Annotated in this window: 8 protein-coding genes and 2 rRNA genes; 6 read left to right on the forward strand and 4 right to left on the reverse strand. The window is 43.8% G+C overall.

Translation table 11 applies throughout. The features are described from left to right. Positions 1 to 208 precede the first annotated feature (208 nt). Together M1F03_RS00265 and rrf are read left to right on the forward strand one after the other, a co-directional pair. Positions 209 to 3294: ribosomal RNA gene (locus M1F03_RS00265) — 23S ribosomal RNA — on the forward strand. A gap of 119 nt (positions 3295 to 3413) precedes the next feature. After that, positions 3414 to 3529, forward strand: a 5S ribosomal RNA gene (gene rrf, locus M1F03_RS00270). A gap of 6 nt (positions 3530 to 3535) precedes the next feature. On the opposite strand, the gene M1F03_RS00275 is transcribed toward rrf, so the two are convergent. Next, a complete protein-coding gene (locus tag M1F03_RS00275; RefSeq protein ID WP_251464826.1) occupies positions 3536 to 3733 on the reverse strand; it encodes a hypothetical protein in 198 nt (65 codons plus the stop codon). A 657-nt stretch (positions 3734 to 4390) separates the two neighbouring features. On the opposite strand from M1F03_RS00275, the gene M1F03_RS00280 reads away from it, so the two are divergent. Then, positions 4391 to 4819: a hypothetical protein gene (locus M1F03_RS00280; protein WP_154635690.1), complete on the forward strand. Its 429-nt coding sequence runs from the start codon at positions 4391 to 4393 to the stop codon at positions 4817 to 4819. A 120-nt stretch (positions 4820 to 4939) separates the two neighbouring features. Here M1F03_RS00280 and actP read toward each other — a convergent pair whose 3' ends face one another. The 3 genes from actP to acs all read right to left on the reverse strand — a co-directional run bounded on the left by actP (position 4940) and on the right by acs (position 8920). Then, the gene (actP, locus tag M1F03_RS00285) at positions 4940 to 6589 is read right to left on the reverse strand and encodes a cation/acetate symporter ActP (RefSeq protein ID WP_154621866.1); all 1650 of its coding nucleotides are present in this window, start codon (positions 6587 to 6589) and stop codon (positions 4940 to 4942) included. Beyond that, positions 6586 to 6897 (reverse strand): DUF485 domain-containing protein, encoded by a 312-nt coding sequence (locus M1F03_RS00290; protein ID WP_154621865.1) that lies wholly within the window; start codon positions 6895 to 6897, stop codon positions 6586 to 6588. Before M1F03_RS00290 ends, actP begins: the two co-directional genes overlap by 4 nt. 67 nt (positions 6898 to 6964) lie before the next feature. Further along, positions 6965 to 8920, reverse strand: a complete 1956-nt coding sequence (acs, locus tag M1F03_RS00295) for an acetate--CoA ligase (protein WP_154621864.1) — start codon at positions 8918 to 8920, stop codon at positions 6965 to 6967. A 423-nt stretch (positions 8921 to 9343) separates the two neighbouring features. Between acs and sodA the strand changes: the two genes are divergently transcribed. The 3 genes from sodA to M1F03_RS00310 all read left to right on the forward strand — a co-directional run bounded on the left by sodA (position 9344) and on the right by M1F03_RS00310 (position 13372). After that, positions 9344 to 9970, forward strand: coding sequence for a superoxide dismutase [Mn] (gene sodA / locus M1F03_RS00300; RefSeq protein WP_154621863.1), 627 nt, complete (start codon positions 9344 to 9346; stop codon positions 9968 to 9970). 235 nt (positions 9971 to 10205) lie between these two features. Then, positions 10206 to 11903 (forward strand): Hsp70 family protein, encoded by a 1698-nt coding sequence (locus M1F03_RS00305; RefSeq protein WP_154621867.1) that lies wholly within the window; start codon positions 10206 to 10208, stop codon positions 11901 to 11903. Continuing rightward, positions 11903 to 13372 carry a DnaJ domain-containing protein gene (locus M1F03_RS00310; protein WP_251464827.1) on the forward strand — a complete coding sequence of 490 codons (1470 nt, stop codon included), beginning with the start codon at positions 11903 to 11905 and terminating at the stop codon, positions 13370 to 13372. Before M1F03_RS00305 ends, M1F03_RS00310 begins: the two co-directional genes overlap by 1 nt. The last annotated feature ends 41 nt before the right edge of the window (positions 13373 to 13413 follow it).

Here is a 13413-nt window from a genome sequence, read left to right on the forward strand (position 1 = left end):
CAATGTGAGAGTCTCTCAAAATTTCAAACCTGAAGTTTTCGGTCATTCAAACGAGTGGCATGAGCGAGCAGTGTGAAATTCGCGGCGTAGGAGCGCAGTCAGCGCAGCGTACATGGGTACGTGAGCATGACGAGCACCGCGCAACAAAGAATTTCACCACGCACAGCCATGACAGTTAGGTGATCGTTGAAACAATTTCGGGTTGTGAGGTTAAGCGACTAAGCGTACACGGTGGATGCCTAGGCAATCAGAGGCGATGAAGGACGTGCTAATCTGCGAAAAGCGTCGGTAAGGTGATATGAACCGCTATAACCGACGATGTCCGAATGGGGAAACCCAGTGCAATTCGTTGCACTATCGTTTGATGAATCCATAGTCAAACGAGGCGAACCGAGGGAACTGAAACATCTCAGTACCTCGAGGAAAAGAAATCAACCGAGATTCCCCTAGTAGCGGCGAGCGAACGGGGAGCAGCCCAGAGTCTTAATCAGCATCAGCATCAGGAGAACGGTCTGGAAAGTCCGGCAGTAAAGGGTGATAGCCCCGTATCCGAAGGTGTTGGTGTTGTGAACTCGACGAGTAGGGCGGGACACGTGTTATCCTGTCTGAATATGGGGGGACCATCCTCCAAGGCTAAATACTCCTGATTGACCGATAGTGAACCAGTACCGTGAGGGAAAGGCGAAAAGAACCCCGGCGAGGGGAGTGAAATAGAACCTGAAACCGTGTACGTACAAGCAGTGGGAGCCCCATCACTCAAGTGCCTCGGCAATTGAGTGAGGGTTTAAACAACCACCACAAGAACAGCGCAGGATTTGCAAACAAGATTGGCTGATTTTTTCAAGCCGCAGCGCAGTGTACATAGAAGTACACGAGCAGCGGAAGTTAAAAAATCGGGCAAGATTGGCCGCAAAGACAAGCGGGACATTTGAGGATGGGGTGACTGCGTACCTTTTGTATAATGGGTCAGCGACTTATATTCTGTAGCAAGGTTAACCGTATAGGGGAGCCGTAGGGAAACCGAGTCTTAACTGGGCGATTAAGTTGCAGGGTATAGACCCGAAACCCGGTGATCTAGCCATGGGCAGGTTGAAGGTTGGGTAACACTAACTGGAGGACCGAACCGACTAATGTTGAAAAATTAGCGGATGACTTGTGGCTGGGGGTGAAAGGCCAATCAAACCGGGAGATAGCTGGTTCTCCCCGAAAGCTATTTAGGTAGCGCCTCGTGAACTCATCTTCGGGGGTAGAGCACTGTTTCGGCTAGGGGGTCATCCCGACTTACCAACCCGATGCAAACTACGAATACCGAAGAATGTTATCACGGGAGACACACGGCGGGTGCTAACGTTCGTCGTGAAGAGGGAAACAACCCAGACCGCCAGCTAAGGTCCCAAAGTCATGGTTAAGTGGGAAACGAAGTGGGAAGGCTCAGACAGCCAGGATGTTGGCTTAGAAGCAGCCATCATTTAAAGAAAGCGTAATAGCTCACTGGTCGAGTCGGCCTGCGCGGAAGATGTAACGGGGCTAAACCATGCACCGAAGCTGCGGCAGCGACATTTAGATGTTGTTGGGTAGGGGAGCGTTCTGTAAGCCTGTGAAGGTGTGCTGTGAGGCATGCTGGAGGTATCAGAAGTGCGAATGCTGACATAAGTAACGATAATGCGGGTGAAAAACCCGCACGCCGGAAGACCAAGGGTTCCTGTCCAACGTTAATCGGGGCAGGGTGAGTCGACCCCTAAGGCGAGGCAGAAATGCGTAGTCGATGGGAAACAGGTTAATATTCCTGTACTGGTGATAATTGCGATGGGGGGACGGAGAAGGCTAGGCTGGCCGGGCGACGGTTGTCCCGGTTTAAGGATGTAGGCAGGTGAATTAGGCAAATCCGGTTCACTCTATGCTGAGGTCTGATGACGAGTCACTACGGTGGCGAAGTAGCTCATGCCCCGCTTCCAGGAAAAGCCTCTAAGCTCTAGATTATCATTAATCGTACCCCAAACCGACACAGGTGGTCAGGTAGAGAATACTCAGGCGCTTGAGAGAACTCGGGTGAAGGAACTAGGCAAAATGGTGCCGTAACTTCGGGAGAAGGCACGCTGGCGCTAGGTGAAGTCCCTTGCGGATGGAGCTGAAGCCAGTCGCAGATACCAGCTGGCTGCAACTGTTTATTAAAAACACAGCACTGTGCAAACACGAAAGTGGACGTATACGGTGTGACGCCTGCCCGGTGCTGGAAGGTTAATTGATGGGGTTATCCGTAAGGAGAAGCTCTTGATCGAAGCCCCAGTAAACGGCGGCCGTAACTATAACGGTCCTAAGGTAGCGAAATTCCTTGTCGGGTAAGTTCCGACCTGCACGAATGGCGTAATGATGGCCAGGCTGTCTCCACCCGAGACTCAGTGAAATTGAACTCGCTGTGAAGATGCAGTGTACCCGCGGCAAGACGGAAAGACCCCGTGAACCTTTACTATAGCTTGACACTGAACATTGAGCCTTGATGTGTAGGATAGGTGGGAGGCTTTGAAGTGTGGACGCCAGTCTGCATGGAGCCAACCTTGAAATACCACCCTTTAATGTTTGATGTTCTAACGTGGCCCCATCATCTGGGGTGCGGACAGTGTCTGGTGGGTAGTTTGACTGGGGCGGTCTCCTCCCAAAGAGTAACGGAGGAGCACGAAGGTTGGCTAAGCATGGTCGGACATCATGCGGTTAGTGCAAAGGCATAAGCCAGCTTGACTGCGAGAGTGACGGCTCGAGCAGGTACGAAAGTAGGTCTTAGTGATCCGGTGGTTCTGAATGGAAGGGCCATCGCTCAACGGATAAAAGGTACTCCGGGGATAACAGGCTGATACCGCCCAAGAGTTCATATCGACGGCGGTGTTTGGCACCTCGATGTCGGCTCATCACATCCTGGGGCTGAAGTAGGTCCCAAGGGTATGGCTGTTCGCCATTTAAAGTGGTACGCGAGCTGGGTTTAGAACGTCGTGAGACAGTTCGGTCCCTATCTGCCGTGGGCGTTGGAAGATTGAAAGGGGCTGCTCCTAGTACGAGAGGACCGGAGTGGACGCACCACTGGTGTTCGGGTTGTCATGCCAATGGCACTGCCCGGTAGCTAAGTGCGGAAGAGATAACCGCTGAAAGCATCTAAGCGGGAAACTTGCCTTGAGATGAGTCTTCCCTGACTCTTTAAGGGTCCTAAAGGAACGTTTAAGACTAAGACGTTGATAGGCTGGGTGTGTAAGCGTAGCGATACGTTGAGCTAACCAGTACTAATGAACCGTGAGGCTTAACCTGACAACACCGAAGGTGTTTTAGAGAGAACGTTGTGAAGCGCACGCAGAGTGCGAGAAATTAGCTTGTTCAAGATTGCTGTTCTGGTTGGTGGAAGCCGACGGGAACGAAAACCGAATTTGTCTGGCGGCAATAGCGCGGTGGTCCCACCTGACCCCATGCCGAACTCAGCAGTGAAACGCCGTAGCGCCGATGGTAGTGTGGGGTCTCCCCATGTGAGAGTAGGGAACTGCCAGACATTAAATTAGTGAGAAAGCCACCCGATGGGTGGCTTTTTTGCGTTTGGGGGATGTGATACCGTTTTATCATCCTTCTGCCTTACTGTCACCACCAACCCCATCCCCGGCGCTTCCTTGCCAATCCTGCACCAGCGAACCGCATATTGATAGCCAACACATTGAGTAGAGATAAAGGAATGGCTCACTATTCGACTTATTTTCATGGTTGAGACCATTTTATAGGATGACTGGTGTTTATTTTTATGAATCGCAATCGGTATCGAAATAACATAATGGTTTAGATCGCTTTATCATACTGAGTACTCGATATCCATCTCATCAACTTATAGGTAAATAACTCGCTAGCTTATAAGCTCTGGCCTCAGAGGCTGTTAGGGGAGAGTCAAATAGCGGTAGAGATCATTGACGACCTTTAGCTCATTCTTGTTGAAGATGGTTTTTTATTATTCTGACCATAATAGAAGGAAACGAATATTTATTGAGTATCGATAATAATTTAGCGATCTATAAGTAAGTTTTAACACTTTAACAATTAAATTTTTGAAAATTAATTAATTTAAAGAATGAATCAGTCGTTTAAAGCGTTTTTTTCTTCATCTTTTATTAAAATACGACAACTAATAATATCAATAAAATCAACTCATAAAGTAAAAGTCATTCAGTTTATTGATCTTATGCCATTTCTGCTTACTGCTCTTATTCTTTCTTTAATTTAAAGATAATACCCTATAAAAATAGATAACTAATGTTAAATTGATGTTGCAAAAAGTTAAATATATACTACTAATAAGTAACTTAACTCGGTGTTACGAAAGATTTTTACTACGCACAATATGTTCTCATTTGTTAAGGTGGGAAAAATGAAAAATATAAGATCAGCCAATAGCCAGATATTCAGCCATATTGTGGCTGTTAGTAAGCAAAAAGAGCATGAGTTTAATAATGGGCAGGATGGTGCAGTTATTCTATCTTTACTTGTTATGTTTTTTACGCCCTTTTTGTTGCTCAATGAACTACGTAAATTGCTACACATTGATTATAGTTTAGTCTCTATAGTTGGAATTTTGGCTATCAGCGCTGCTTTGGCAGCTATGTTGTATAAGACGTTTAAGATTGGCCGTAAATTTGCTAATAAAAAAACCGTATTAGGTAATTTATTATCAATGTATATTCCGAATAATAAAAATGAGTTTGAAAATTTAAAAATAGAATCAAAAAATAACCCTGCTAATTTTCTTGAACAAGTGAGTGAATGGGTTCAAATAGAAAAAGCCACTTATTCTAAGTAACTAATTATTTTTAACGACAATACGCCACGTTATAAAATTTAGCTAGCTGATAAAAAAGCGGCTCATTATGAGCCGCTTTGCTTATTGTCTATCTTTCTAGGGTATTGGGTTTCTATATCGTTAGTGTGATTTACCTTGTTCGATACCTAAACCAATTTGTGAACGAACAAATTGCTCTCTGAAACGTTCTTTTTCCATTTTTCCTTGTTCTGAGTTATCAGTTACAGAGAATAGCCATGAAGCGACAAATGCAACGATCATAGAGAAAAATGCAGGGTATTCATAAGGATAAACTGGTTTTTCATGATGTAGGATGCTGACCCAAATTGTCGGCCCTAAAATCATCAATATAACCGCTGTCAGTAGGCCAAGCCATCCACCCGCTAAGGCTCCACGTGTCGTTAAGTTTTTCCAATACATGGAGAGTAGAATTATAGGGAAATTACAGCTTGCCGCGATAGAGAATGCGAGTCCTACCATGAAGGCGATATTTTGATTTTCGAATAAAATACCTAAGCCGATAGCGACAAACCCTAAAATGACGACAGTGATTTTAGAGACACGTAGCTCATCTTTTTCATTCGCTTTACCATTTTTTATTGCCATTGCGTAAAGGTCATGTGAAACGGCAGAGGCGCCAGCAAGAGTTAATCCTGCTACAACGGCTAATATGGTGGCAAATGCGACGGCGGAAATAAAGCCGAGAAAGAAGTTTCCTCCAACAGCGTTTGCAAGGTGTACTGCTGCCATATTGGTGCCGCCGATCAGTTTACCTGCTGCATCTTTAAATTCAGGGTTTGCACTGACAAGTACAATCGCACCGAAGCCGATAATAAAGGTTAAAATATAGAAGTAACCAATAAAACCAGTAGCATAGAAAACACTCTTACGTGCTTCTTTTGCATCGCTGACCGTAAAGAAACGCATGATGATATGAGGAAGGCCCGCTGTACCGAACATCAATGCTAAGCCAAGTGATAACGCAGATATAGGATCAGAGACTAATCCCCCTGGGCTCATAATAGAAAGGCCATTGCCATGTATTTCTACCGCTTCTTTAAATAGCGTGTTGAAATTAAAGCCAACATGTTTCATAACCATGATAGCCATGAATGTTGCGCCTGATAATAATAGGATTGCCTTGATAATTTGCACCCATGTTGTGGCGAGCATCCCGCCAAACAGAACGTATAGCACCATCAAGATCCCGACAATAACGACGGCAATGTGGTAATTCAAACCAAACAATAGTTCAATCAGTTTTCCTGCACCAACCATCTGAGCAATAAGGTAAAGTGCAACAACGACCAGTGAACCGACAGCAGATAAAATCCGTATTGGTCTTTGTTTTAGTCGATATGAGGCTACGTCAGCAAAAGTATAACGACCGAGGTTACGTAAGCGCTCAGCAATGAGAAACAGAATAATTGGCCAACCGATTAAGAAACCGATGGAATAGATTAATCCATCATAGCCTGAGGTATACACAAGCGCAGAAATGCCTAAGAAGGATGCGGCGGACATAAAGTCACCCGCGATAGCCATACCATTTTGGAAACCGGTAATTTTACCGCCAGCAGTATAGTAATCCGAACGAGAGCGAGTTCTTTTTGATGCCCAATAAGTGATATAGAGGGTGAATCCAACGAATAACAAGAACATGATAATGGCTTGGATATTCACAGGCTGTCGCTCAACATCGCCTGTCAGCGCATCTGAGAATGCGGCTGAAGAGGCAAAAAGTAGGATAAGGGGAATAATTTTTATCATTTTTGCACCTCTTTTAGGATTTCAGCCGTTAAGCGGTCATATTCACCATTTGCCCGAATAACATATAGGCCAGTTAACAGGAAAGAGATGACGATGAGCCCTACACCAACAGGTATACCTCGCGTGATATAAGAGCCTTCGGTGATAGGTGTTCCAAGCCAACTTGGGTTAAAAGCAATAAGAAAGATAAAACCGACATACAATATTAGTGTGATAGCTGACAACAACCATGAAAATCGACCACGTTTCCTTACCAATTCTTTAAAACGAGGGTTATTCTCTACCTCTTGATAAGCAGTAGCATTCATCAGAGTTCTCCTCTGTTATCGTCTTATTGGAATGTATGTAAGGTCGCCATAAAGGCGACCCTCAGGCTTATGACATACTCATTGATTGTTTTTCTTCGAGTAGTTTTTCGACAACACCTGGATCTGCCAGTGTGGAGGTATCTCCTAAGTTACTGGTATCACCGGATGCGATTTTACGTAGGATACGGCGCATGATCTTACCGGAGCGGGTTTTCGGAAGCGAATCCGTCCAGTGTAGAACATCTGGCGTCGCGATTGGGCCGATTTCTTTACGTACCCAGTTACGGACTTCGGTATACAGCTCTGGTGAAGGTTCTTCCCCTGAAATTAAGGTGACATAAGCGTAGATCGCTTGCCCCTTAATGTTATGTGGGATGCCGACAACGGCAGCTTCTGCAATTTTCGGGTGTGCGACTAATGCCGATTCAATTTCAGCGGTACCTAAGCGGTGACCAGAAATATTCAATACATCATCTACACGACCGGTGATCCAGAAATAGCCGTCTTCATCTCGACGAGCCCCATCACCACTAAAATACATACCTTTAAACGTTGAAAAATAGGTTTGTTCAAAGCGCTCATGGTCACCATATAAGGTACGAGCCTGACCAGGCCATGAGTCAACAATAACTAGGTTACCTTCTGTCGCACCTTCTAGCGGTTCTCCTAGGTTATCGACAAGAGCAGGACGAACACCAAAGAATGGTAATGTTGCTGAGCCAGGTTTTAGCATTGTTGCACCCGGAAGCGGAGTGATCATAAAGCCACCCGTTTCGGTCTGCCACCATGTATCAACGATTGGACAGCGGCTATCACCAATTTTCTTATAGAACCATTCCCAAGCTTCTGGGTTGATAGGTTCGCCTACAGAGCCAAGGATACGCAATGAACGACGATGAGTGCCTTCAATAGCTTTATCGCCTTCAGCCATGAGAGCACGGATAGCGGTTGGAGCAGTATAAAGAATATTAACGCTATGTTTATCAACTACTTGGCTCATACGGTTTACAGCAGGGTAGTTAGGTACACCTTCAAACATCAAGGTTTTTGCACCATTAGATAATGGACCATATAGCAGGTAGCTATGGCCTGTTACCCAACCTACATCGGCAGTACACCAATAAACCTCACCAGGGTGATAGTCGAAAGTATATTTAAACGTCAGTGTTGCATAGACTAAATAGCCGCCTGTTGTATGCAGAACCCCTTTAGGTTTACCTGTTGAACCCGAGGTATACAGAATAAATAGCGGGTCTTCGGCATTCATTTCTTCAGGTGGACAGTCTGCACTGACACCTTTCGTTACGTCATGCCACCATAGATCACGCCCTTCTACCCAACTCGGTACATTTCCGGTACGACGGTAGACAATCACGTTTTCAACGGTTGTGACGTTTGGATTGGTTAATGCATCGTCAACGTTTTTCTTCAGCGGTATAGCGCGACCAGCACGTAAGCCTTCATCCGCTGTAATGATGAGTTTTGCCTTACAGTCGATAACACGGCCTGATACCGCTTCTGGGGAGAAGCCTGCAAAAATAACCGTATGAATTGCACCAATGCGAGCACAAGCGAGCATGGCGACTGCGGCTTCAACGACCATCGGCATGTAAATCGCGACCACATCGCCTTTACGAATACCTTGCTGTTTCAACACATTAGCGAACTGACTTACATCATGATGCAGTTCTCGATAAGTGATATTTTTTGATTGGGAGGGGTCATCACCCTCCCAAATGATGGCGGTCTGATCGCCTTTATCTGCCAGATGGCGATCTAAACAGTTAGCGCTTAAGTTAAGGGTGCCATCTTCAAACCAGCGAATGCTGATATGGCCAGGATCGAAGGAGGTGTTTTTTACTCGGGTATACGGCTTAATCCAATCAACAACCTTCCCTTTCTCTCCCCAAAACTTTTCTGGGTCTTGAATAGAGAGTTGATACTCATTGTTGTACTGTTGCTCGTTTATCAGGGCATTTTCTGCAATTTCAGCAGGAACGGGATGCTTAGTTATTTGAGTCATATTTTTATCTCCTTGCAGATGTTAATACTATGTCAAAAAATGGTTAACTAAAGCAGGAAATATAAATTTGTTTTTCTTTTGAGTGGGAGATCACGTATTAATTGTAATGAATTTAACAGGATTATCATTTGATGCGAAATCGCCAATTGGATTAATCATCTAATTATATGTGAAAAGGTAAAATTAAAGAAAAACAAAGTAGGGTGATATTGGTATTAGTTGCTAAATAAATCACCAATGATAGTTGATGAGAAAGACCATATAAATATCATGGGTTTGATAATGATTTTCATTAACAGTAAAATAACTATAATTAAGATTGATTCACAAGGTGTGAAGTTTATGAAGTGTATACCCTATGTGTCTTGGTACTGAGTGAGAGATATAGAGGTATATGTCAACAAGTCACTGGAGACAAATACAATGAGCTATACATTACCTGCTTTACCTTATGCTTATGATGCGTTGGAACCACATTTTGATAAGCAAACCATGGAAATCCATCATACTAAGCATCATCAAACGTATGTGAACAACACTAATGCTGCGTTAGAAAAATTACCGGAACTCGCTAACTTAGACATCGACGATCTGATCCAACAATTGGATAAAGTTCCTGCTGATCAACGTACTTTTGTTCGCAACAATGCTGGTGGGCACTCAAACCATACTTTGTTCTGGAAAGGCCTGAAATTAGGTACTGAGCTTGGTGGCGAGCTGAAAGCGGCTATTGAGCGTGATTTTGGTAGTGTTGATGCATTCAAAGAGCAGTTTGAAAAAGCAGCTGCTTCTCGTTTCGGTTCCGGTTGGGCATGGCTAGTACTGAAAGATGACGGCAAACTGGCTATCGTTTCTACCGCTAACCAAGATAGCCCTCTGATGGGTGAAGCCATTTCTGGTACTTCAGGCTACCCAATCATTGGTCTGGATGTATGGGAACACGCTTATTACCTGAAATTCCAAAACCGTCGCCCTGACTACATCAAAGCATTTTGGTCTGTAGTGAACTGGGATGAAGCGGCTAAACGCTTCGCTGAGAAAACCAAATAATTTACTTATTTGATTCATGACTTATCTGGCGTAGCTCTTTATTTTAAGGGCTGCGCCTTTTTGTTTTTTAGCCTCTTCTTTTCCCTACCAATCTCAGTATTGTCTCGTTTTAATTTTTTTTGTTTTATTCATAATCAGTCTCATCAATACGGCTAATATATTGATATTCTATTTCATCTGGTGTCTATAAAGTGAATGGCGGATAATGATAAATAAAGAACATAAAGGAAATGAAATGGCGAATGATATGGTAATGGGAATAGACCTCGGTACGAGTAATAGTGCTGTCAGTTTGTGGATTGAGGGAAGAGCCGTTTTAATACCGAATAAGCAAGGCGATGTTTTGACTCCGTCAGTTATCGGCCTTGATGATAATGAACAGATATTGGTCGGTAAATCAGCTCAGAAACGTTTGCAAAGCCATCCCCATCTCACTCAAGCCAGTTTTAAACGCTTTATGGGCACTAACGCGGAATTATCACTAGGCACTCAAACTTTTCGAGCCGAAGAGCTCTCTGCATTATTGCTACGTCAATTAAAAGAAGATGTTGAAGCCTGGCTTGGCTATGCCGTTAAGGATGCGGTGATTACGGTTCCTGCCTATTTTAATGATGTGCAACGACGTGCAGTGAAAACAGCAGGACAATTGGCTGGGCTCAATGTTTTAAGGTTATTGAATGAGCCTACTGCGGCATCCCTTGCTTTTGGTCTTCTTGAAAATAAAGAACATAAATATCTCACATTTGACCTCGGTGGTGGCACGTTTGATGTTTCAATCATTGATATGTTTGAAGGTGTGATTGAAGTCTGTGCGAGTAGTGGTGATGTTCGACTAGGCGGAGATGATTTCAGTGAAGAAATTTATCAATGGATGTTAAAACAGCATCCCGCCCTTAAAGAAGTCCAAGCTGAGATACGCGCTCCCTTACTTGAACAAGCCGAAGCATTAAAAATAGCGCTGAGCAAAGGCGGAGAAGCCTCCGTCTCTTTACGTTGGAATGAACAAGATTGGCATTGGACGATGACGGAGCAAATGCTAACGACATGTTGTCAGTCATTATTAACTCGTTTACAGCAACCTATCTTACAAGCCTTGCATGATTCACGTTTCACCCTTAATGACCTCGATGATATTTTGCTCGTGGGAGGTGCAACCCGCATGCCTCTGATCCGACAAACTGTCGCTCGTCTATTTGGTCGTTTTCCTCGTCATGACCTCAATCCTGATGAAGCAGTTGCGTTGGGGGCGGGAGTTCAAGCAGGTATGGTGATGGCTGATACCGCTCTTGATGATGTTATTTTAACCGATGTGATGCCATTTTCTTTGGGTATTGAAACGTCAAAAAGAAATGGAGCCTATTATGAGTCAGGTTATTTTTTACCTTTAATTGAGCGAAATACCTTCTTACCTGTGAGCAAGATGCAAACCGTTAGCACGGTTGAAGATAACCAAAAAATTATTCTATTAAAGATTTATCAAGGGGAAGCGCGTCGTGTCCAAGATAACGTCTTTTTGGGTGAAATGACGATTGATATCCCTCAGAAGCCTGCCGGAGAAGTGGATATTGATGTCCGATTTACCTATACCGTTGATGGATTACTCGAAGTTGAGTGTCGTTATCAAGGTAACCCCGAGGTATTTCGGTTATTGATAGAGAAAGTGCCGGGGCAAATGAGTGAACAACAAATCGAACAAAGCTTATTAAAAATCGCAGATTTAAAACAGCACCCACGAGATAGAAAAGAGAATCGCATACTATTGTCACGCTGTGCTCGGTTGTATGAATTTTTGCTGGGTGAAGATCGTTATTGGATGGATCAAGTAACGACGGAGTTTGAAAGGGCTCTTGATAGCCAAGATTTACGCCGTATCGCCGCTATTCGTCAGCAAGTGGAACAATTTTTGAGTCGTTATGAGGGAGACTCGCATTAATGAGTATTTGGCAAACATTGGGGATTGAGCAAACAAACGATGAAAAGGAAATTCGTCGTGCTTATGCACGGCAGGTAAAGAAATATCGACCCGATAGCCACCCTGAAGAGTATCAACAATTACGTGAAGCTTTTGAGGAGGCAAAAAGATATGCCGCTTACGCTATTGATGATGAATCTATCGCTGATGAATATGCGAAAGAGCAGGCGAATATAGACATTGATGTGCCTCATTTAGAAAGCCTCTTATATCAAGAATCAGTTAATGAAGACGCGGTTAATGATGATGAACAACAACTGCTAGAACAGCCTGAAATTCGGATGACTTATCCATTTTCAGATAGATTGTTAGATGACGATCAACCATCGGTCAATGAATTACCTGTTGTTGAAATACCTTATACCCAAGAGTTAATTGATTGGCTTGCGAAGCTGTTTATTATTGATGAAAAAGCCGCAAAACGTGAATTAGTCGAATTGTGGGAAAATGTCTCTCAAAAAGGCAGTTTGCAAACACAGCAGCGATTTCATCAAGATTTTGCATGGGCATTATCAGCGCAAGAAGGTTTAACCGAAGCCATTGTGGAACATGTTTCGTCTCTATTAGGCTGGCGGCTGGATGAATATAACTCAGAGCAAATTATTCCGTTTTATATTCAAAACGCATTAACTGAACAGCTACGCCAAACCGAGGTGGCTCGGGCATGGAAACAGTGTCAGGTTGATGCTGTTCATGGCGATTATGTGGTTGCCGAATCCATGCGTATACTGACGAGTCAAAGTGAGAAAGTCTCTTTTAAAGTCCGTTTGATACCCGAGCTCATTCCGCAGATAGAGCAGCAGGTGTCTCAGCTGACGAATGAGTATCCTGAGTTAAAAGAAAAGTTTAATCCCGCGGTATTATCATTTATTAAACAACGGCGAATAGCGCTCAATTGGCGTGGTATCTTTTTATGTGTATTTTGGGGGCTACTATTAAATGTGATAGGCGCTAAACCCGACGTGAGTGTAGGCATCACGCTCGCAGTCACTGTGGTCATGATATATTACTTATTTTTTAGTGATTATATTATGTTTTGGTTTCATGCGAGATCAAAAAAGGGATTTACTCTCTTCCTCATGAGTGACTTTTTGATTAGCTTGGGGGTGCTAGCCATCTTTGTTATCACCTTCTTTGGTATTGCTCGCGAATTGATAGTTGGTTTAAATATAGGGCCTGCACAAGGTGCGCAAGCCATGGTCATTTTTATCCTTATGGGGCTTTTATGGTATGCATGGCCGAGAGATCAGCCCGCTTTACGCAGACCAAGTATGATGATGTATCGTCTATTGGTTAGCCCATGGTCACTGCTACAGTGGTTTAAGTTTTCATGGTTTTCATTGGTTTGGTTAGTGGTTCTCTATATTATTTGTTATAAAACAATGTTTGAGATATTGGCGTTCTATACTGAGTTTTTCAAGGTAGGGTAACAGCCTATATCTCGCCTAATAATTGTTGTTCTACTGAATTT

The sequence above is a fragment of the Providencia sp. PROV080 genome (assembly GCF_033688105.1).
GTDB lineage: Bacteria > Pseudomonadota > Gammaproteobacteria > Enterobacterales > Enterobacteriaceae > Providencia > Providencia zhejiangensis.